This window comes from Streptomyces sp. A012304, assembly GCF_026008495.1.
Classification (GTDB): Bacteria; Actinomycetota; Actinomycetes; order Streptomycetales; family Streptomycetaceae; genus Streptomyces.
In genome coordinates this window covers 42,235-62,812 of the sequence record NZ_BQUN01000118.1, presented here as the reverse complement: position 1 = coordinate 62,812, position 20,578 = coordinate 42,235, and the positions used below count along the sequence as shown (strand labels likewise).

General features: G+C 71.5%; 20 protein-coding genes and 1 pseudogene. 15 read left to right on the top strand and 6 right to left on the bottom strand.

The genetic code is table 11. From position 1 onward, the window contains the following. Positions 1 to 73 precede the first annotated feature (73 nt). Complete coding sequence (locus ALMP_RS31875) at positions 74 to 580, top strand: hypothetical protein (RefSeq protein WP_264934725.1); 507 nt, start codon at positions 74 to 76, stop codon at positions 578 to 580. 121 nt (positions 581 to 701) lie between these two features. Here ALMP_RS31875 and ALMP_RS31870 read toward each other — a convergent pair whose 3' ends face one another. Both ALMP_RS31870 and ALMP_RS31865 read right to left on the bottom strand, forming a co-directional pair. Continuing rightward, a complete protein-coding gene (locus ALMP_RS31870) occupies positions 702 to 1,466 on the bottom strand; it encodes a DUF4239 domain-containing protein (protein WP_264934723.1) in 765 nt (254 codons plus the stop codon). A 21-nt stretch (positions 1,467 to 1,487) separates the two neighbouring features. After that, entirely contained in the window at positions 1,488 to 1,616 is a 129-nt protein-coding gene (locus tag ALMP_RS31865; protein WP_264934721.1) for a hypothetical protein, read from the bottom strand. A gap of 688 nt (positions 1,617 to 2,304) precedes the next feature. On the opposite strand from ALMP_RS31865, the gene ALMP_RS31860 reads away from it, so the two are divergent. From ALMP_RS31860 to ALMP_RS31845, 4 genes are all read left to right on the top strand, one after another. Further along, positions 2,305 to 3,312: an SCO0930 family lipoprotein gene (locus ALMP_RS31860; RefSeq protein WP_264934718.1), complete on the top strand. Its 1,008-nt coding sequence runs from the start codon at positions 2,305 to 2,307 to the stop codon at positions 3,310 to 3,312. Positions 3,313 to 3,575: 263 nt separating this feature from the next. Further along, positions 3,576 to 4,388 carry an SAM-dependent methyltransferase gene (locus ALMP_RS31855; protein WP_264934716.1) on the top strand — a complete coding sequence of 271 codons (813 nt, stop codon included), beginning with the start codon at positions 3,576 to 3,578 and terminating at the stop codon, positions 4,386 to 4,388. After that, positions 4,385 to 6,520, top strand: coding sequence for a bifunctional diguanylate cyclase/phosphodiesterase (locus ALMP_RS31850; RefSeq protein ID WP_264934714.1), 2,136 nt, complete (start codon positions 4,385 to 4,387; stop codon positions 6,518 to 6,520). The genes ALMP_RS31855 and ALMP_RS31850 overlap by 4 nt, the downstream gene beginning before the upstream one ends. A 99-nt stretch (positions 6,521 to 6,619) precedes the next feature. Continuing rightward, complete coding sequence (locus ALMP_RS31845; RefSeq protein ID WP_264934712.1) at positions 6,620 to 7,084, top strand: ester cyclase; 465 nt, start codon at positions 6,620 to 6,622, stop codon at positions 7,082 to 7,084. A 159-nt stretch (positions 7,085 to 7,243) separates the two neighbouring features. Here the strand turns inward: ALMP_RS31845 and ALMP_RS31840 are convergent, their stop codons facing one another. Next, positions 7,244 to 8,128, bottom strand: coding sequence for a LysR family transcriptional regulator (locus ALMP_RS31840; RefSeq protein WP_264934710.1), 885 nt, complete (start codon positions 8,126 to 8,128; stop codon positions 7,244 to 7,246). Between the two features lie 120 nt (positions 8,129 to 8,248). Between ALMP_RS31840 and ALMP_RS31835 the strand changes: the two genes are divergently transcribed. The 7 genes from ALMP_RS31835 (at position 8,249) to ALMP_RS31805 (ending at position 15,185) form a co-directional block, all read left to right on the top strand. Further along, positions 8,249 to 8,920, top strand: coding sequence for a succinate dehydrogenase (locus ALMP_RS31835; RefSeq protein WP_264934766.1), 672 nt, complete (start codon positions 8,249 to 8,251; stop codon positions 8,918 to 8,920). Positions 8,921 to 8,922: 2 nt separating this feature from the next. Continuing rightward, the gene (locus tag ALMP_RS31830; RefSeq protein ID WP_264934708.1) at positions 8,923 to 10,869 is read left to right on the top strand and encodes a fumarate reductase/succinate dehydrogenase flavoprotein subunit; all 1,947 of its coding nucleotides are present in this window, start codon (positions 8,923 to 8,925) and stop codon (positions 10,867 to 10,869) included. Beyond that, positions 10,866 to 11,612, top strand: coding sequence for a succinate dehydrogenase/fumarate reductase iron-sulfur subunit (locus ALMP_RS31825; RefSeq protein WP_264934706.1), 747 nt, complete (start codon positions 10,866 to 10,868; stop codon positions 11,610 to 11,612). The genes ALMP_RS31830 and ALMP_RS31825 overlap by 4 nt, the downstream gene beginning before the upstream one ends. A 231-nt stretch (positions 11,613 to 11,843) precedes the next feature. Next, on the top strand, positions 11,844 to 12,617 hold the full coding sequence (locus tag ALMP_RS31820) for a GNAT family N-acetyltransferase (protein WP_264934704.1): 774 nt from the start codon (positions 11,844 to 11,846) through the stop codon (positions 12,615 to 12,617). Then, complete coding sequence (locus ALMP_RS31815) at positions 12,617 to 13,702, top strand: 1-acyl-sn-glycerol-3-phosphate acyltransferase (RefSeq protein ID WP_264934703.1); 1,086 nt, start codon at positions 12,617 to 12,619, stop codon at positions 13,700 to 13,702. The genes ALMP_RS31820 and ALMP_RS31815 overlap by 1 nt, the downstream gene beginning before the upstream one ends. Before the next feature lie 163 nt (positions 13,703 to 13,865). Next, positions 13,866 to 14,930, top strand: a complete 1,065-nt coding sequence (locus tag ALMP_RS31810) for an NAD-dependent epimerase/dehydratase family protein (protein WP_264934701.1) — start codon at positions 13,866 to 13,868, stop codon at positions 14,928 to 14,930. Between the two features lie 66 nt (positions 14,931 to 14,996). Beyond that, positions 14,997 to 15,185 (top strand): hypothetical protein, encoded by a 189-nt coding sequence (locus ALMP_RS31805; protein ID WP_264934700.1) that lies wholly within the window; start codon positions 14,997 to 14,999, stop codon positions 15,183 to 15,185. 11 nt (positions 15,186 to 15,196) lie between these two features. Here the strand turns inward: ALMP_RS31805 and ALMP_RS31800 are convergent, their stop codons facing one another. Both ALMP_RS31800 and ALMP_RS31795 read right to left on the bottom strand, forming a co-directional pair. Then, positions 15,197 to 16,225: an LLM class flavin-dependent oxidoreductase gene (locus ALMP_RS31800; protein WP_264934764.1), complete on the bottom strand. Its 1,029-nt coding sequence runs from the start codon at positions 16,223 to 16,225 to the stop codon at positions 15,197 to 15,199. A 153-nt stretch (positions 16,226 to 16,378) separates the two neighbouring features. Further along, positions 16,379 to 16,585 (bottom strand): annotated as a pseudogene (locus ALMP_RS31795) (GTP-binding protein); the annotation flags it as partial. A 55-nt stretch (positions 16,586 to 16,640) separates the two neighbouring features. On the opposite strand from ALMP_RS31795, the gene ALMP_RS31790 reads away from it, so the two are divergent. Further along, positions 16,641 to 18,023: a site-specific integrase gene (locus tag ALMP_RS31790; protein ID WP_264934699.1), complete on the top strand. Its 1,383-nt coding sequence runs from the start codon at positions 16,641 to 16,643 to the stop codon at positions 18,021 to 18,023. Continuing rightward, entirely contained in the window at positions 18,020 to 18,559 is a 540-nt protein-coding gene (locus ALMP_RS31785) for a DUF6262 family protein (RefSeq protein WP_264934698.1), read from the top strand. The genes ALMP_RS31790 and ALMP_RS31785 overlap by 4 nt, the downstream gene beginning before the upstream one ends. 4 nt (positions 18,560 to 18,563) lie before the next feature. Here ALMP_RS31785 and ALMP_RS31780 read toward each other — a convergent pair whose 3' ends face one another. Continuing rightward, positions 18,564 to 19,757 carry an FAD-dependent monooxygenase gene (locus ALMP_RS31780; RefSeq protein WP_264934697.1) on the bottom strand — a complete coding sequence of 398 codons (1,194 nt, stop codon included), beginning with the start codon at positions 19,755 to 19,757 and terminating at the stop codon, positions 18,564 to 18,566. Positions 19,758 to 19,855: 98 nt separating this feature from the next. On the opposite strand from ALMP_RS31780, the gene ALMP_RS31775 reads away from it, so the two are divergent. Continuing rightward, positions 19,856 to 20,572 (top strand): TetR/AcrR family transcriptional regulator, encoded by a 717-nt coding sequence (locus ALMP_RS31775; RefSeq protein ID WP_264934696.1) that lies wholly within the window; start codon positions 19,856 to 19,858, stop codon positions 20,570 to 20,572. The last annotated feature ends 6 nt before the right edge of the window (positions 20,573 to 20,578 follow it).

Sequence of the window (20,578 nt, the reverse complement as noted above, 5' to 3'; positions counted from 1 at the left end):
GGTCGTTCTGGAAGGTGCTGTCTCGCCGAACAGACCGGGGAAGGGCCCCGGGGCGCCTTCCGCGGAGGATCACATGCGCACCACTCGTTTTCTGGCCGTCTCGGCGGCGTCGGCCGTCGCGGTCACCGCCCTCGGCCTCGCCGCCCCCACAGCCGTCGCCCGGGACGGCGTTAACGTCAACCCCAGCAACATCGTCGCGCTGCCCAGTGTCATCGCCCGCGGCGGCCAGTTGACCGTCACCGTGGACGGCTGCCCCCGCGGCGGCACCATGAGCTCCGACGCGTTCCCGACGACCACGCTGACACCGATCAGCGGCGCGCACCATACGTCCAGGGGCACCGCCACGGTCAGCAACAACGCGACCCCCGGCACACACTCCATCACGGTCCGCTGCGACGGCCGTACCCTCACCAACCCGGCCGCCTTCACCGTCATCGGCGGCGTCCGCGGCGGTCTCGGCGGCAGCACCTCCAGCGGCGCCACCCCCACCGACATCGCCATCGGCGGTGGGCTCGTGGCCGCGGCCGTCATCGGCGGCGGCGTGTTCTGGATGCGCCGCCGCGCCGAGCGCCGCGCCTGACCGCCGCCCCGCCCCCGGACCACGCATGTCACAGGCGTTCGCCCCGGCCCCCTCCGAGAGGGCCGGGGCGAAGGTTTGCCGCGTGTGCGCGGCACCCGCCGGACCGGGCGCCGCGCGGTCCTCAGTCCCCGACGTCCGGGAAGAGATGCAGGAACGGCTCCGGCGACGCGGTGATGCCCCGGCTGTAGGGCGCGTCGAAGTCCCAGATCAGGAAGAGCAGGAACGCGATCAGGGCGGAGAACAGCCCGGCCAGGATCAGTTCCCGCGCGGTACGCCGGATCTGGAGCGCGAAGACCATGCCGATGGTGACGACGGCCCCGGCGAGCAGCCCGAACCACACCACCCCGGGCATGGTCGGCTCGATCGCGTCGGCCCGGGCGTTGCGCGCCTGGTCGGCGGCGGCCAGCTGGTCCAGGAGCGGCTGGTAGGCCTGCGCCTCGAAGTCCGAGCGCGGCCGGTGGTCGGTGAGATCCGCGCGCAGCCGGGCGAGGAGTTCCCCACCCCGCTCGGTCACCCGGCCGTCGTCGGCCATCGCCTTCCACTCGGTGGTGACGACGTGTCCGACATAGGCGTTGACGTCGTCGCGCACACGGTCGCGCACATCGGCCGGGTACACCCGGACCCGCTCCGAGATCTCGTGCAGCGCCTGGGCCTCCGCCTGGACGTGGTCCTGGGCGGCGCTGCGGGCCTCCCAGACACCGGCGATGGCCAGGCCCAGGACGATGGCGTACACCACGCCGATCCACATCGTCATGTACTCGATGACGTCCGGGGTCTCGCTGGGGTCCTCGTCATCGGCCGCCGTGCGGTGCCGTACGAGGGTGACGATGACCACCACCGCGCAGGCGGCGGCCATCGCGAGGGTGAGAACAAGCCATTCCGGCAAGTGATGCCTCCTGGATCGGCACTAGCGCGGCCGCAGCGCGGCGACGGCGACCACGGCGGGCGCGGTGATGAGCAGGACGTAGGTGACCGGCGACGGACCGCTGCGGGCGGGCCGCCCGCGCGGCGCGGGCCGGTACGCCGGATAGCTCACGGGGGTCACGGAGGGGCGTGGCGTGGGCGTGGGTGTCGCCCTGGGCGTCGGCTCCGGGGCGGGCGGCGGAGGCGGTGGAGGTGGGGGCGGCGGCGTCGGCCGGGGCAGCGGCGCGGCCGGTGCCGGCGGTGCGGCCGGTGCCGGCGGGGGCGGAGGCTTCGGCCGGGGCTTCGGCGGCGTCGGACTGGGCGTCGGCTTCGGCACCGGGCACTTGGGCGGAGTCGGCCACGGCGAACTCCCCGCGACCGCGACCGCCTCGGTGCCGCCCGGGCCCGTCGAGGCGTACGCGCAGGCGTCGGCCACGGCCACCCCGGCCGGCGCGGCCGCGAGGATCCAGACCCCGGCCACCAGGGCCACAGCCCTGGTGGCGCGGGCGGATCGGGTCGGTTCGGGTCCATGCACGACCGAGATCATGAGGCCTGCCGCGCGGACCGGCGCCCGCGCGCGGCACCGATTGCCCCGAACGGGGGAAGTCTCCCGCCGGAGGGTTTGGCCGGCGGGCGTTCGCACGTCCGGCTCGGCGTACTCATGTGCGAGCGGAACGGTCCGAAACGGGCGGTGTCACAGGCGGCGGAAAGTTTTTTGTGTCCCGGTTGAACACAACGCCCACCGACATGCGTACCCATGACCGTGCGGCGGCGCAGCAGGGCGCTGCAACACCCTTGTGATGATCGGGGAGTTGTTGACGATGAAGACCTCCTGGCGGAGCGCCTCCCTCGTGGCGAGCGCCGTGTCCGTTCTGGCGCTGACGACGGCGTGCGGTCAGGAAAGCGGCACGTCGAACGCGAGCCAGAACGTGGGGGCCACGGCCCCGGCCGGCGGTATCGCGGGCGTGGGCAGCGGCATCGGCGGGGTCGGTACGGGCACCGGCGCGGGTGTGGGCTCGGGCGTGGGTGCGGGCACGGGCGCCAGCGCCTCGCCCGGCACCGGCACCGGCGCGGCAACCGGCGGGCAGGGCGGCTCCGGAGCGGGCCAGTTGTCGGTGTCCGTGAACACGGAACTCGGCAAGATCCTGACCGACGCCAACGGCATGACCCTCTACCGCTTCGACCAGGACACCGCCGAACCGCCCAAGAGCAACTGCGACGGCGACTGCGCGACCACCTGGCCGCCCGTGCCCGCCGACGACGCCACGGCGGGCGACGGCATCGACAAGTCCCTGCTCGGCGAGATCACCCGCTCCGACGGCACCAAGCAGCTGACCATCGACGGCTGGGCGGTGTACCGCTACGCGAAGGACACCGGCCCCGGTGACACCAACGGCCAGGGCGTGGGCGGCAAGTGGTTCGCGCTGGCCCCCGACGGCAAGAAGGCCAAGCTGTCCGACCTGCCGGGCCTGTCCGTGCGCAAGGACCCCAACCTCGGCGAGATCGTCGTCGACAAGAACGGCATGACGGTCTACCGCTTCGTGAAGGACCAGGCGTGGCCGAAGCCGGTGACGAAGTGCCTCGGCGACTGCCTGGAGAAGTGGCCGGCCGTCGCCCCGGTCGCCACCAACGACACCGAGGGCGTCCAGAAGAAGGGCCTGATGAGCTTCACCCGGCCCGACGGCGTCAAGCAGATGACGGTCAACTGCTCGCCGATCTACACCTTCTCCGGTGACAAGGAACCCGGCGACATCAACGGTCAGGGCGTCGGCGGCACGTGGTACGCCGTGGCCCCCGACGGAAAGCTGGTCGGCGCGCCCAAGCAGTAGCGATCACCTCCCCAGGGCTGATCCCCGCGTCTGCCCCGGCACGCACGACCCCCGGTCCGCCCCCTCCGCGCCGCACGGAGGGGGCGGACCACTGCGCTGTCCGCATCCGGTACTTTTCGGGAGCCCTTCGGGTCCATCGATCCGGCACGTGCCGCAGGCAGTGACCGGGAACGGACGGTCAATTTCCGTTTCCGCTCGCCCCTTTGGCGGGCGATCAGTAGCCTCTGCTCGAACACCGGATCGCCTACGCCTTGGAGAGAGAGATGGAGCGACCCGCCTGGGCCCCACGGAGCATCGACATCTCCGTGCCCAGTGTCTCGCGGATCTACGACTACTACCTGGGCGGTTCGCACAACTTCGAGGTAGACCGGGAAGCGGCCCGCAGGGCCATGGAGTTCATGCCGGGACTCCCCAAGATCGCCCAGGCGAACCGGGCGTTCACCCGGCGCGCGGTGCGGTACGCGATCGGCCGGGGCATCACCCAGTTCCTGGACGTCGGTTCGGGCATCCCCACCTTCGGCAGCGTCCACGAGGTGGCCCGGGCCACCGGGCCCGGCGCCCGCGTCGTCTACGTCGACCACGACCCGGTGGCCGTCGCGCACAGCCAGACGGTGCTGGCGGACGACGCCGACGCGGACGTCGTCGCCGCCGACCTGCGCAAGCCGCAGGACATCCTCACCAGCCCCCAGGTCGGACGACTCCTCGACCTGGACCGGCCGGTGGCCCTGCTCCTCGTCGCCGTACTGCACTTCGTGGAGGACGAGGACGACCCGTACGCGGCCGTCGCCGAGCTGACCGCCGCGCTCGCACCCGGCAGCCTGCTCGTCCTCACCCATGCCTCGTACGAGGGAATCCCTTTGCCGCAGCGGGAGGCCGAGGGCGCGGTGGACGTATACAAGGACATTCGCAACCCGCTGATCATGCGCTCGCGTGAGAAGATCGCGCGGTTCTTCGAGGGGTACGACATGGTGGAACCGGGACTGGTGCCGATGCCGCACTGGCGGCCGGAGACGGCACCGGAGGACGAGGATCCGTACGCCTTCTCCGGTTTCGCGGGCGTGGGGCGTACTTCGTGATCGCCGAGCCGGACGGGCCGGAGGACAGACTGCGCCGGTTCGCGACGATCTGGAGCCGGGCGGTGTTCCCGGTGACGTCGACGTCGCTGACCCGGCCGGAGTTCGAGGAGCGACTGCTGCCGCTGGCCCGGCGGCTGAGTGAGGCGCTGCGGGCCCGGGCCTTCGACGCCGAGGCCGCAAAGGCGGTCGGCGCGGCGCTGGTCGACGCGCACTGCACCGACCCGGACGCGCTCAGCGCCAGCCTGGACTGCGTCGACGCCTACCTGGTGCTGTACTGCGGCGAGGACGGACCGCAGGAGGACCTGCGCACACGCTGTTCCCGGCTCCAGCACGCCATGGCCGCCGGGTACGCGCAGGCGCTGCGCGCCCGCACGCTCGCCGAGCAGGAGGCCATCGCCCAGGCGGCGTTGCAGGCGCAGGGCGTGGTGGCGCAGGCGCTGCATGCCAGCGAGGCCCGCTTCCGCGCCGTCTTCGAGGGCGCCGCCATAGGGATCGGCATCGCCGACCTGGAAGGCAACGTCCTGCAGATCAACGGGGCGATGATGCGCATGTTCGGCGGCGGCGAGCAGACCGTGCGCGGCCGCAACGTCCGCGAGTGGACGCACGCCGAGGACGCGCCTCAGGTGTGGAAGCTCTACGAGGAGCTGGTGCGCGGCGAACGCGAGCACTACCACGTGGAGAAGGCGTTCTACCGCCCTGACGGAACGGTCCTGTGGACGAATCTGACGGTCTCCCTGCTGCGGGACGCCGACGGCCGGCCGCAGTACCAGCTGGCGCTGATGGAGGACACCACCGAGCGGCGCCTGCTCAACCTGCGGCTGCGCTACGAGGCCACCCACGACGCCCTCACCGGCCTGCCCAACCGCACGCTGTTCTTCGAACGGCTGGAGAAGGTGCTGGCCGCCGGGAAGGAGCAGCGCTTCGGCCTGTGCTACCTCGACCTGGACGGTTTCAAGACCATCAACGACAGCCTCGGCCACGCGGCCGGCGACCGGCTGCTGGTGGAGGTCGCGGACCGGCTCCAGTCCTGCGCGACGGCGCCCGGCGAGATGGTCGCCCGGCTCGGCGGCGACGAGTTCGTGGCGCTGACCACCGGCCCCGACACCCGCCGCGAGGTCGACGACCTGGCCGCGCGCATCATGAACGCCCTCATCACGCCCGTGCGGATCGACGGCCGGGAGCTGACCGTGCGCGGCAGCATCGGCATCGTGGAGGGCGCGGCGGGGGAGCGCAGCGCGGCGGAGGTGCTGCGCAGCGCGGACATCACGATGTACCGGGCGAAGTCGGCGGGCGGCAACCGCTTCGAACTGGCCGACGCCGAGGCCGACGCCCGCGCGATCACCCGCCACGGGCTGACCACGGCCCTGCCGGCCGCGCTGGAGCGGGGCGAGTTCTTCATCGAGTACCAGCCGCTGGTGCACCTCGGTGACGGCAGTGTGCGCGGCGCGGAGGCCCTGGTGCGCTGGCTGCACCCGCAGCACGGGGTGCTCGGCCCCGACCGGTTCATCCCGCTCGCCGAGCGCACCGGGCTGATCGTTCCGCTGGGCCGCTGGGTGCTGGAGCACTCGGTGCGGCAGGCCCGCGCGTGGCGAGAACGCAACGGGGAGACGACCCCCCTGCGCATCAACGTCAACCTCTCGCCGTGCCAGCTCACGCACCCCGGGCTGGTGCAGGACACCGTCGACATCCTGGAGCGCGCGGGCGTCGAGCCCGAGGCGCTGTGCCTGGAGGTCACCGAGTCGGCCCTGATCGGCGCCGACGACGATCTGCTCAAGCCGCTGCGCCGGCTCGCGGAGATGGGCGTCGACATCGCCCTGGACGACTTCGGCACCGGCTACTCCAACCTCGCCAACCTGCGCCGGCTGCCGGTGAGCGTGCTCAAGCTGGATCGGTCCTTCACCCAGAGCATGCAGCAATTCCCGGCCGACCCCGTCGACCTGAAGATCGTCGAGGGGATCGTCTCACTCGCCCACAGCCTCGACCTCGCGGTCACCGTGGAGGGCGTGGAGACCGGGGCCCAGGCCGAGCAGCTGCGGATACTGGGCTGCGACACGGCCCAGGGCTGGTACTACGCCCGCCCGGGCCCGCCGGAGCGGCTGCACGAGCTGGCCATGGCGGACGCGACGGGCTGAGCGCCGGGCGGGCGCACCCGTCCCGGTGGCCCGCCCGCCGGCCGCTTCCTACGATCGGGGAAGAGGACCCGACCGGGCCCGGTCGCAGGGAGCGCGGGTATGGACACCACCGAGATGCGCCGCCTCTTCGAGACCCACCGGGAGGCGGAGGCGGCGCGGGACATCGACGGCATTCTCCGCACGTTCGTCACGGACTGCTTCCTCGAGACGAAGGCGCTCGGGCTGCGCAGCCAGGGCAGGGACGCGGTGCGCGCCGCCTACCAGCAGCAGTACTTCACGGCGTTCCCCGACCTCACCCCCGAGGACGAGGGGATCACCTACGGCGACGACGTCATCGCCGTGTGGGGAACTCTGCGCGGCACCAGCCGCGGGGACTGGCTCGGCGTCCCCCCGGGAGGCGGCGCCTTCGAGGTGCCCTTCGCCAACGTCGTCCCCTTCCGGGACGGCCGGATGGCAGGCGAGACGATCTACTTCGACCTGGCCACGCTCTGCGCCCAGGCCCACATCCCCCTGAACGCCATCCGCTCCGCGGCAGCCGACCGCCACAGCCGCCCCAACCCCTGACCACCCCGTCCGCCGGCCCCGCGGCGTGCCTTCACGGCCGGCCGAGGGCCGGGCGGACCCGCCAGGGGCGCGGGGAACTGCGCGACCGGCCCCCACGCGCCCGCGCGGTCCGCGACGGCGCGCATCCGAAACGGCGGCAACAGGCCCCGCAAGGGACCCTCACCGCTCCAGCAGCATCCGCTGCAACTCCCGAGCCGCCCGAGGCGGAGCCACATCGCTGCGGTGGGCCAGGGCGATCGTCCGGTGCAGCCCGGGGCGGGCCAGCGGGGTGACCCTAAGGCCCCGCCCGGAGCGCGCGGCGACCATGCGCGGTACGACGGCGACCCCCAGCCCCGCCCGCACGAACCCCAGCACCGCGTCCATCTCCCCGCCCTCCACCGCGAAGTCCGGCTCGAACCCCTCGGCACGGCAGGCCGCGACGGTCAGTTCCCGCAGGTCGTAGCCGTGGCGGAACATCACCAGGCGTTCGCCCTCCAGGTCGGCGATACGGACCGTACGGCGGCCGTGGCCCGGACGCGTGGCCTCCGGGGAGGAGACGACCACCAGGTCCTCCCGCAGCAGCTCCACCGTCGTCAGGGCGGGGGAGGGCGTGGGCAGCGGCAGGACGACCAGGGCCAGGTCGAGTGCGCCACGGGCCAGCTCGCGCACCAGGTCGTGCGAGCCGCCCTCCTCGATCAGCAGCCGGATGCCGGGGTACCGGTCGTGGAAGGCACGCAGCACGTCCGGCAGCAGACCCGTGCACAGACTCGGGGTCGCGCCGAGCCGCACCCGGCCGCTGCGCAGCTGCACCAGCTCCTGCACCTCGTACCGCGCGGTCTCGGTGTCCGCGAGGATCCGGCGGGCCAGCGGCAGCAGCGCCTCCCCGGCGTCGGTGAGGGTGATGTTGCCCCGCGCCCGCAGGAACAGATCCGCCCCCAACTCCCGCTCCAGCGCCTTGATCTGCTGGGACAACGACGGCTGCGCGACATGCACGAGCTCGGCGGCCCGGGTGAAGTGCCGCGTCTCGGCGACCGCCACGAAGTACTGGAGCTGCTGGAACTGCATCCAGCCATGATAGGCCTGCCCTATCGAATCCAGCCGTACCATGTCTTGGACTGATGGGGTGGGACGGCTCTAGCGTCCTGTGCCATGGCTCTGGCAACGCGGACGGACCGACGGCCGTCGATGGCGCGCACCGTGTGGGACTCCTCCGTCGGCAAGAAGACGGTGATGGCCGTCAGCGGCCTGATCATGCTGCTGTACCTGGTCGTCCACATGATCGGCAACCTGAAGATCTTCTTCGGGCCCGGCGAGTTCAACCACTACGCCCACTGGCTGCGCACGGTCGGCGAACCGTTCATGCACTACGAGTGGACGCTCTGGCTGATCCGCGTCGTCCTGCTCGTCGCGGTCGTCGCACACGCCGTCTCCGCCTACCAGCTCAGCCGCCGTGACATCAAGGCACGCCCCAGCAAGTACGTGCACAAGAAGCCGCGGGCGAGCTACGCGACGCGCACCATGCGCTGGGGCGGGATCATCCTCGGCCTGTTCATCGTCTGGCACATCCTCGACCTGACGACCGGCACCGTCCACCCGGGCGGCTTCCAGGAGGGCCACCCGTACCAGAACGTCGTGGACACCTTCTCCACCTGGTACGGCAACGTCGTCTACATCGTCGCGATGCTCGCCCTCGGCCTGCACGTCCGGCACGGCTTCTGGAGCGCCGCCCAGACCCTCGGCGTCGGCAGTCGCACCCGAGACCGCGCCCTGAAGGCCGTCGCCGACGTCCTCGCGCTGCTGCTCACGGCCGGCTTCATCGCCGTCCCCGTGGGCGTCATGACCGGAGTGGTGAGCTGAAGATGACCTACACCGACTACACGACCGGCGAACCCGTCGTCGACGCCAAGGCCCCCTCCGGCCCCGTCGCCGAACGCTGGGACAAGCGCCGCTTCGAGGCCAAGCTGGTCAACCCCGCCAACCGCCGCAAGCACACCGTCATCGTCGTCGGCACCGGCCTCGCCGGCGGCTCCGCCGGCGCCACCCTCGCCGAACAGGGCTACCACGTCGTCCAGTTCTGCTACCAGGACTCCCCGCGCCGCGCCCACTCCATCGCCGCGCAAGGCGGCATCAACGCGGCGAAGAACTACCGCAACGACGGCGACTCCGTCCACCGCCTGTTCTACGACACGGTCAAGGGCGGTGACTTCAGGGCCCGCGAGTCCAACGTCCACCGGCTCGCGCAGATCTCCGTCGAGATCATCGACCAGTGCGTCGCGCAGGGCGTCCCGTTCGCCCGCGAGTACGGCGGTCTGCTCGACACCCGCTCCTTCGGCGGCGTCCAGGTCTCCCGTACCTTCTACGCCCGCGGCCAGACGGGGCAGCAGCTCCTCCTCGGCGCCTACCAGGCGCTCAGCCGGCAGATCGCGGCGGGCAACGTCGAGCTGCACCCGCGCACCGAGATGCTCGACCTGATCGTCGTCGACGGGCGGGCGCGCGGGATCGTGGCCCGGGACCTGATCACCGGCCGGATCGACACGTACTTCGCGGACGCCGTCGTCCTCGCCAGCGGCGGCTACGGCAACGTCTTCTACCTGTCGACGAACGCCATGAACTCCAACGCCACCGCCATCTGGCGGGCGCACCGCCGTGGCGCCTGGTTCGCCAACCCGTGCTTCACGCAGATCCACCCCACCTGCATCCCGCGCACCGGCGACCACCAGTCGAAGCTGACGCTGATGAGCGAGTCGCTGCGCAACGACGGCCGGATCTGGGTGCCGAAGGCCAAGGGCGACACCCGCCCCGCGCACCAGATCCCCGAGGACGAGCGCGACTACTACCTGGAGCGCATCTACCCCTCCTTCGGCAACCTCGTCCCGCGCGACATCGCCTCGCGCGCCGCCAAGAACGTCTGCGACGAGGGCAGGGGGGTGGGCCCCGGCGGACAGGGCGTGTACCTGGACTTCGCCGACGCCATCAAGCGGATGGGCCGCAAGGCCGTCGAGGCGAAGTACGGCAACCTCTTCGACATGTACCAGCGGATCACCGACGAGGATCCGTACGAGGTGCCGATGCGGATCTACCCGGCCGTGCACTACACGATGGGCGGACTGTGGGTCGACTACGACCTCCAGACCACCGTCCCCGGCCTGTTCGCGATCGGAGAGGCCAACTTCTCCGACCACGGCGCCAACCGGCTCGGCGCCTCCGCGCTCATGCAAGGCCTGGCCGACGGCTACTTCGTGCTGCCGGCGACCATCAACGACTACCTCGCCCGCAACCCGCACCAGGGTGAGGTGAGCGCCGAACACCCGGTCGTGCAGGAGGCGCTGGCGGAGACCCAGGACCGCCTCAACCTGCTGCTGTCCGTCGACGGCGACCGCACCCCCGACTCCTTCCACCGCGAAGTCGGCGAGCTGATGTGGGAGTTCTGCGGCATGGCCCGCAGCGACTCCGGACTGCGCAAGGCACTGGAGCGCATCCCGCAGATCCGCGAGGAGTTCTGGCGGCGCATCAAGGTGCCCGGCACCGGCGAGGAGTTCAACCAGTCCCTGGAGAAGGCCAACCGCGTCGTCGACTACCTCGAACTGGCCGAACTGATGTGCCTCGACGCGCTGCACCGCGCCGAGTCCTGCGGCGGCCACTTCCGTGAGGAGTCGCAGACGGCGGACGGCGAGGCGGCCCGCAAGGACGACGAGTTCGCCTACGCCGCCGCCTGGGAGTTCACCGGCACCGGAGCGGCGCCCGTCCTGCACAGGGAAGACCTGGTCTTCGAGTACGTCCACCCCACCCAGCGGAGCTACGCATGAAGCTCACCCTGCGCGTCTGGCGGCAGAAGAACGCCGACGCCGACGGCGCCATGTCCACGTACGAGGTGGACGGCGTCTCGCCCGACATGTCGTTCCTGGAGATGCTCGACACGCTCAACGAGGAGCTCATCCTCAAGGGCGAGGACCCGGTCGCCTTCGACCACGACTGCCGTGAGGGCATCTGCGGCGCGTGCTCGCTCGTCATCAACGGCGACGCGCACGGGCCGGAGCGCACCACGACCTGCCAACTGCACATGCGGTCCTTCCGGGACGGCGACACGATCGACATCGAGCCGTGGCGGGCGTCGGCGTTCCCCGTGATCAAGGACCTGGTCGTCGACCGGTCGGCGTTCGACCGGATCATCCAGGCGGGCGGCTACATCACCGCGCCGACCGGCTCCGCGCCCGAGGCCCACGCCACACCCGTACCGAAGCCGGACGCCGACTTCGCCTTCGAGCACGCGGAGTGCATCGGCTGCGGGGCGTGCGTGGCCGCCTGCCCCAACGGCGCCGCGATGCTGTTCACCTCCGCCAAGATCAACCACCTCAACGTGCTGCCGCAGGGCGCGCCCGAACGCGAGACCCGGGTGCTGGACATGGTGGCGCAGATGGACGAGGAGGGCTTCGGCGGCTGCACCCTCACCGGCGAGTGCGCCACCGCCTGCCCCAAGGGCATCCCGCTGGTGTCCATCACCGGGATGAACAAGGAATGGCTGCGGGCCACGCGGAAGGTGAAGCGGTAGCGGGGCACACGGAACGTTCGCCGAGACGGTGGACGGGCGGGGCCGGGAGTGGTGCTCATCCCCGGCCCCGTCTGGCTCTCCGGGCGGGGCCGCGGCACGACACGCCCGAGCGCCTGGCATTCAGCATTCCCACATCCGCTCTCCGGGCACCGGTCACGTGGGCGCCAACCGGCGTCGGAAGAAACAGGGGGTACCGCTCCGTCCCCCTTCGTGCGTGTCCAGGAGTAAGCCATGACCGGCGTTTCCACGCTCGATCGTCCCCCGCAGTCCACGGCCCCCGTCCGCTACACCGTCTCCCTCGCCCGCGACGAGGCCGATGTGCGGGCCGCGCAGCGCCTGCGGCACGACGTCTTCGCCGGGGAGATGGGCGCGCTGCTCACCTCCGCCCAGCCCGGCCTCGACATCGACCCCTTCGACGCCTACTGCGACCACCTGCTGGTCCGCGACGCCGACACCGGGCAGGTCGTCGGCACCTACCGGCTGCTCCCGCCGGAGCGTGCCGCGGTCGCCGGGCGGCTGTACTCGGAGGGCGAGTTCGACCTGGCCCCGCTCGACGGCATCCGGCCCGGCCTCGTCGAGGTCGGCCGCTCCTGTGTGCACCCCGACCACCGCGACGGCGCCGTCATCGGCCTCATCTGGGCCGGGATCGCCCGCTACATGGTGGACCACGGCCACGAGTGGCTGGCCGGCTGCTGCTCGATCCCGCTCGCCGACGGCGGCGCCCTCGCGGCCGGCGCCTGGGAGCGGGTGCGCGACAAGCACCTGGCGCCGGAGGAGTACCGGGTCCGGCCGCTGCTGCCGTGGGTGCCGCGGGCCGACGTCCCGCCGCCCGCCCGCACCGAACTGCCCGCCCTGCTGCGCGGCTACCTCCGCCTCGGCGCCTGGGTGTGCGGGGAACCCGCACACGACACCGACTTCGGCGTCGCCGACCTGTACGTGCTGCTGTCGATGCGCCGGGTCAACCCGCGCTATCTGCGGCACTTCCTCTCCCTCGTCCCGGCCTGATGAGCGTCTGGCTGCCCAGCGCGCCCTGCACCCCGAGGGCATGCGTGGAGGCGACGGCGTCCCTGACCGCCGTACCGCGGGCAGTGCTGCGGCTGGCCGCCGTGGTGCTGCTCGTCCTCACCGGGATCCTCCTGTCGCCGCTCGGCCGGGGGGCCACCCGGACGAGCGGGAGGATCCCGGCCGCGGTGGTACGGCGGTGGAGCCGGGCGGTCGTGCGGGCGGCGGGCGTGCGGGTCCGTGTCACGGGGACGCCCGCACCCGCCGGCGGACTGCTGCTGGTCGCCAACCACATCTCCTGGCTGGACATCCCGCTGCTGGCCGCCGTCCGGCCGGCCCGGATGCTCGCCAAGACCGAGGTGCGGCAGTGGCCCGTCGCGGGAGCGCTCGCCGAGCGCGGCGGCGCCCTGTTCATCGACCGCGACCGGCTGCGCGCGCTGCCCGGCACGGTCGCCCGGCTCGCCGCCGCGCTGCGTGCCGGGCAGGCCGTCGCGGTGTTCCCCGAGGGCAGCACCTGGTGCGGCCGCGCGCAGGGCCACTTCCGACGGGCCGTCTTCCAGGCCGCGTTGGACGCGGGCGCCCCCGTCCAGCCGGTCCGCATCCGCTACCGCTCCGCCGACGGCACCGCCAGCACGACCCCCGCCTTCGTCGGCGACGACTCCCTCCTCGCCTCCCTGTGGCGCGTCGCGACGGCCCGGCACCTCGTGGCGGAGGTGGAGGCGGGCCCGCCGATCCCCCCGACGGCCCATCCCGATCGCAGGAGCCTGGCCGCGGCCGCCGGGGCGTGGACCCTGCCCGCCGCCCGGCCGCACGAGGAGCAGGTCCTCTCCTCAGCCGTCCAGGACCTCGCCGTGGCCGGCCGAGCGGGCCGCTGTCCGAACCCGGGCTCGCCGGGCGTGCGGGTCGGCGGTCGAGGCGATGTGCTCCGGCGGGCCGAGGAGGGCGGGAGCGGGCCGGCCCGGCAGCGGCTGGTGGGCGACTTCCCAGCGGAGGCAGGTGTCGCGGGGGCGGGGCCGGCGGTCCAGGGCGAAGAGGGACTCCCGCAGGAGGCCCGGGCGGTCGGCCGCGTCGAGGCGGGCGGCCGGTGACTCGCCGTCCCGGGCGCTCTCGACCGACCGGCAGGGGGAGTTGACGTACGCGTCCAGCCGGCCGCCTGCGGCGAATTCCTCGTGGGCGAGGGTCGGTCGACCGGTGATGGTGCGATCATGACAGATCTCGACCCGGTACCCGACCCTCCCGAGGAGCGCGCGCGTGAGTGCAACCCCGGCCGGCCGGCCGGTCCTGGTGACCGGTGGCAGCGGCTTCGTCGCCGCGCACCTCGTACAGCAGCTGCTGGAGCGCGGCCACCGGGTGCGCACCACGGTGCGCCCCACCGCGAGCGCGGCGAAACTGCGGCCCCTGCACGCGATGCGGGCCGCGCACCCGGGCCGCCTCGACCTCTTCGAGGCGGACCTCCTCGAGGACGGCTCCTTCGACGAGGCGATGAAGGGCTGCGCCGTCGTCTTCCATGTGGCCTCGCCCTTCCTGATGCCGGAGAAGATCAAGGACGGCCGCCGCGACATGGTGGAACCGGCACTGCGCGGCACCCGCAACGTCCTGGCCGGCATCGACCGCACGGAGACCGTGGAACGGCTGGTGTTCACCTCCACCGTCGGGGCGATCTTCGGTGACTACGCCGACGTCCTGGAGATGGACGACCGGACGCTGTCGGAGAAGTACTTCAACACCACGAGCACCGTGGAGAACAACCCCTACCACTACGCCAAGACGGTCGCCGAGCGGGCGGCCTGGGAGGCGGCGCACGCCCAGGACCGCTGGGACATGGTCTCCGTCAACCCCGGCCTGATCCTGGGCCCGTCCCTCACCCCGGCCTCGGACTCCGGCAGCCTGTTCCTCCTGGACGAGCTGTTCAAGGGGTACTTCTTCTACGGCGCCCCCGACTTCAGCTTCACCACGGCCGACGTGCGCGACGTGGCGGCCGCCCACATCGCGGCGGCGGAACGGCCCGAGGCGCACGGCCGGTACATCGTCGCCGCCCCGGAGATGACGTCGTTCCACGAGATGGCGAGGATCCTGCGCGCCCACCACCCCCGCTCCCCGCGCCTGCCCCGCACCGCCCTCCCGCACTGGCCGGTCCGCTTCCTCGGCCCCGCCTTCGGCCTCACCCAGGACTACATCCGGGGGCACCTCGGCATCCGCTTCCGTGTCGACAACCGCCGTGGCGTCGAGGAACTGGGCCTCACCTACCGCCCGGTCGAGGAGACCCTCGTGGACCACTACCGGGCCTGGCGCGAGCAGCGACGGGGGCGGGCGTAGGGCTTGCCGGCCGTGCTGCGAAGATGGCGCCGACCGTGATGGTGAGAACGGTGACCGGGGATCTCCATGGAACTGCTCGTTGTGTCGTGCCTGCTCGCGCTCGTCGTGGGCGGGTGCGTCTGCGTGGTGTGGGCGGCGCGGGGCGGCCCGCGCTGGGTGCGCGTGGTGGCTGCCGTCTTCCGGGCGGCCGGCGAGCTGCTGAGCGTGGCCGGGCGTGGAAGCCGCAGCTCCGGCCGCTCGGACGTGAACGACTGACCTCTGGGGCGTCAGGACGGCCCGACCGAGGGCAGGTTGCCCACCGGGTTCACGATGCCGGCCAGCCGCCGGTAGGAGTCCAGCAGCGCACCACGATCATGGGTGCTGGTCGTGACCAGGATCTCCTGGGCCTCCGTCTCCTTCACCAGGGTCTCCAGCTCCTGAGCGACCTGCTCGTCGGTGCCGGCGATGTGGCCCGTGAGACCGGACGTGTAGAACTCGCGTTCCTTGGCGGTCATCGTCCGCCGTTCGACGTCCTCGGCCGGCGGCAGCGGCGGGAAGGTGCCGTGGGTGCGCGCATACGCCATCGACCAGGCCTCCGGGACCAGCAGCCGACGGGCCTCCTCGGCCGTCCGGGCCACGGCGACGGTGCCCGAGACGACGACGTACGGCTCGGCCGCCCACGGGGAGGGACGGAAGCGGTCCCGGTAGCGGTCGATGCCGCGCCGTATCCGGTCGCGGTCGCGCAGGTCACCGATGACCATCGGCAGGCCCGCCTCCGCCGCGATGCGCGCCCCCTCGCCCATGGCCAGCACGAACGGCGGCACGCTCAGGCCCTCGGCGGGTCGCGCGCGCACCCCGGTCGGCGAGGTGCCCCGGAACCAGCCGAGCAGCTCCCGCAGCTGGGCCGCGAAGTCCTCGGCGTCGTCCTTGTCGCGCCCCAGGGCCCGGCGCACGCCGTCGGTGAAGCCCACCGAACGGCCCAGACCCATGTCGATCCGGCCGGGGAACAGCGACTCCAGCACCCCGAACTGCTCGGCCACGACCAGCGGCCGGTGGTTGGGCAGCATCACCCCGCCCGTGCCGACCCGGATCGTGTCCGTGGCGGCGGCGACGGCGGCCGCGAGGACGGTCGGCGCGGAACCCGCGACGCCGGGCACACCATGGTGCTCGGACACCCAGAAACGGTGGTACCCGAGCGCCTCGGCCTCCCGGGCCAGCGCCACGGTGTCCCGCAGCGCCTCGGCGGGCGGGCGGCCCTCGCGGGTGCGGGAGCGGTCCAGGACGGAGAAGCGGACGGCTTCGATCGCAGAGCTCACACGGTGTTCAACGCGTACGGGACGTGGTGATTCCCGCCCGTGGCCGACGCGGCGCTGCTCGTGCTCGCAGGCCTCGTCGACGCCGTGGGTCTCCCACGCCGGGAACGGATCGTCGGCCGGCACCCTCTCGCCTTCGGCCAGGAGGCAGCCGTCGAGAGCCGCGCGCAGGGCGTCCGCGTCCAGATGCGTGCCGATGAACACCAGCTCCTGCGCGTACGGCGCGTCGGTGTCCCGGGCGGCGGACGGCCCGAAGCGGGCCACCGAACCGGCCTGCGACCACAGGCCCGTCACCCGCGGACGGGTGGCCAGTGTGAAGAACCCCTTGGAGCGCAGCACCGTCCCGTACGCCCCGCTGTCCATGCCTCGGTCACGAAGGTCCACTTCTCTCGGTGTCCTCCTTGTGTAGTGGGACGTTGTGCTCCTTGAGCGGACAGACATCACCGCCTTCCTGAACCGGCTGGCCTATCTCCAGACCCAGGACGTCATCAGCGGCCAGGTCCGCTTCCGTCACGCCCAGGCGGCACGACAGGTGCTGGGACGGATGCGCACCCTGGCCCTGACCCGGCCCGGCCGCCCACTGCATGGACTCCCCGACGACTTCGTCCTCACCCGCGAGGACATGCCGGATCTTCCTGAAGACCAGGAGGCAGGACGGGATCTGCCCGCCGAGGTTCTCCAGCACCTGTGTGCCTGCCTCGACCAGCTCGAAGGGGAGGTCCGCGTCGCAGTGGAGCTGCTGGTCGACACCGGTCGCCGCCCCGAGGACATCTGTCGCCTCCCCTGGGACTGCCTCAGGCGTGAGCACGACGGGAAAGCCGTCCTGGTCTACGACAACCACAAGGCCAACCGACTCGGACGTCGGCTGCCGATCTCCGAAGCGACGGCCACGCTGATCACCAAGCAGCAGAAGGCAATCCGTGACCGGTTCCCCCAGACACGTCCCAGGGAGCTCAAGCTGCTGCCCTCGCCGGTGATGAACCCGGACGGAACCAAGCCCATCAGCGAGAACTGGGTCAGCAACCGTCACAGGCGCTGGGTCGCCTCGCTGCCCGAGCTCGCCGTTCCTACAGCGGTCGAGGACAGCGGCCAACTGGTCACCAAAATGCTGCCCTTCGACAAGGGGCGCATCTTCCTCTACGCCTACCGGCACAGTTTCGCCCAGCGTCACGCGGACGCCGGCGTCCCACCGGATGTCCTGCGAGACCTCATGGATCACCGGGACATGACCACCACCCAGTGCTACTACCGGGTCAGCGAGAAGCGCCTACGTGAGGCTGTCGAGCGAGTGACCACCATGCAGTTCGACCGCCACGGCAAACGGATCTGGCGGGAAGCAAAAGCACTCCTGGACTCCGAGCACGCCCGCCGCGCCATCGGCGAAGTAGCCGTTCCCTACGGGGTCTGCACCGAACCCAGCAACGTCGCCGCTGGCGGCCAGGACTGCCCGGTCAGATTCCGCTGCGTCGGCTGCGGGCACTTCCGCACCGACGTCTCCTACCTGCCCGACCTTGAGTCATACCTCGGCGACCTGCTGCGCAACCGGGAGCGCCTCCTGACCGTGGTCGACGCGGACACCTGGGCCAAGAACGAGGCAATGCCCTCGGACGAGGAGATCAGCCGCATCCGCCGCCTTATCGACCGGGTGCGCGGCGAGCTCGACCAACTCACCGAGGAAGACCACGCTCAGACCCTCGAAGCCGTCACGATTGTCCGCCGCGCCCGCAACGGCCTCGTCGGCCTCGGCCTACCCCGGATCCGACAGCCCCTGCCCGACGTCCGACCGGAGCGACCCGCATGACCAACCCCATGATTCAAGGCCGTCGAGCCGACTCCGCCCGCCGCCGCGAACGGGTACTCAAGGCTCTCCGGACGGCCAACGCGAACGGGTCCGAGATCAGCGTCTCAGCAGTGGCCCGCGCGGCTGGCGTGGATCGCACCTTTCTCTACCGGCACCGCGACCTGCTCAGCCAGGTCCACGCTGCCGCCAGCAACCCGCCCGGCACTCATGCGAACGGCCCGCAGGTCAGCCGTGACTCCTTGAAGGCCGACCTCGCCAACGCTCATGACCGCCTCAGCCGCCAGGCCACTCATATCCGACAACTGGAGCAGAAGCTAAGCGCCTTGCTCGGTGAACGGGTCTGGGCAGAATCCGGTATCGGCACGCCCACCGACATCGAGGAACTTCAACGCCGCATCACGTCCCTGGAACAGCAGGTGGTGGACCTGACCAACCAGCTCGAAAAACGCGACCAAGACCTCGACGCCGCCCGGGCGGCCAACCGCGAACTGATGTCTCGCCTCAACGCGCCACGCCCCAGGGCGTCGCCAAGGTAGCCGATCAACGGCTGACGCGGCTGGTGTCGGCTGGATAGTCGGGCAGGGTCACGGTGCTGCTGACTTTCTCCCCCAGCCTGAGCATTCCGTTCAGGAACAAAGGACGGGACAAGACGGTGTTGCGGAACCGTATGCCGGCGGTGGTGCCGGGCGCGAGGAACTTCCCGGTGCGGCCGCCGCCTGCCTGACACCCCCTGGCGTACTTCCGGAGCCTGCTCTCGTACCGGGCGAAGGCCACCCGATGGTCGCCCTCGGCTCGCGCGAGTTCGCCGGCCAGCACGTATGCGGCGACGACCGCGGTTCCCGTGCCCATGCCACCGATGGTGGCCCCGCAGGCGGCGTCACCGACGAGGCACACTCGCCCCGTCGACCAGGTATCCACGTCCGCCCGGCTGATCGAGTCGAAGTACAGGTCGGGGGCCTGGTGCAGCGCGCTCAGCAGGCGGGGCACCTCCCAGCCGAGGCCGGAGAACGCCTTGTCAATCAGACGCTTCTGCTGTTCGGGATCGTGGCGGTCGTACGACAGCTCAGGCGCGGCGAATACAAAGAACGCCCCTGCCTGCGCCGGGTCCCGGTGGTCGGCACCGACGGAGGCGAACCGACCCGGGACGTTGTACCCGATCGAGCCCTTTCCCAGGCCCAGGTGGTTGGGCAGTTGCCAGGTGGCGGCGTAGTAGCCGAGGTGGCTCACATAGCGCTCCTCCGGGCCGAAGGCGAGGCGACGGACGTTGGAGTGCAACCCGTCCGCGCCGATGACCAGGTCGAAGTCGCGCGGGGCTCCGCTTTGGAAGTCGACCCGCACGCCGGAGGAGGTCTCCGTGAGGCTGGTGATCGAGTCGCCGAAGATGTACTCGGTGTGGGGGAGGCTGTGTTCGTACAGCACTTTGGCCAGGTCTCCGCGGAGCACCTCTATCTCGCCGCCGGCGAACTCGGCTGGCAGATGCAGCAGTGTCCGGCCGAGTTCGTCGACGAAGCGCACCGGGCTGCCGCCGGTCTGGATAAGTCGTAGCTCGGCGATCAGGCCCATGCGCTCCAACACGGTCAGGTGCGTTTCACCACGGAAGTCGACGGCCTGGCCCCCCTTGCGTAAGGCCGGGGCCAGTTCGACGACCGTGGGCCTGAAGCCGTGGCGTCCCAGCCAGTAAGCCAGCGCCGGACCGGCGATACTCGCGCCGGAGATGAGGACGTTCCTGTTCACGGGTTCCTCCGCTCTAAAACTGTGTCCGATGGACACTAATAATTACTGTGTACCGTAGACACAGTTAGTTCGGCAAGGCCGGTGGAGGGGTGGCAGACATGGGTGGCGAGCACGCCGAGTTGGTGCGGCTGCTGTGGGGACCGCACCCCAAGCCCGCGCGAGGTCCCCGACCAAAATTCGATCTGGACCTCATCGCGCGGGCCGGGATCGAGATCGCCGACGCGGAGGGATTGGCCGAGGTGTCCATGCAGCGGGTCGCCGCCCAACTGGGCGTGACCAAGATGGCGCTGTACCGGTATGTGCCAGGCAAGGCGGAGTTGGTCGCTCTGATGGTGGACGCCGCGATCGGCCCCTACCCGGAGGCGAAGGCGCGGCGCGGTGGCTGGCGTGAACAGCTGGAGGAATGGGCTCGCCAACTGCTCACCGTGTTTCGCCAGCACCCCTGGGCGCTGGACGCCACCATCGGGCCACGGATCCCGGGGCCTGGAGAACTGTCCTGGCTGGAGCACGCCATCTCGGCCCTGGATGGCACGGGGCTGAGCGGCGCCGAGCGGATGGACGCGGCTGTCCTGCTGGTGGGTCACGTACGCGGCATCACCCAGCAAGCCCGCGCAGCAGGCCCCGCGGGCAACCCCGAGGCCCAGCTCGGCACCATCCTTGGCGCTCTGATGCAGACACACGGCGAGCGATTCCCCGCGCTCACTGAGGCCCTCGCGTCAACAGCCCAGTCCGACGGGCAGGATCAGGCATGGGAGTTCGGCCTGCAGCGCATCCTGGACGGCTTGGCCGCCCTCATCGACAAGCGCACGCGCTGACCGCTG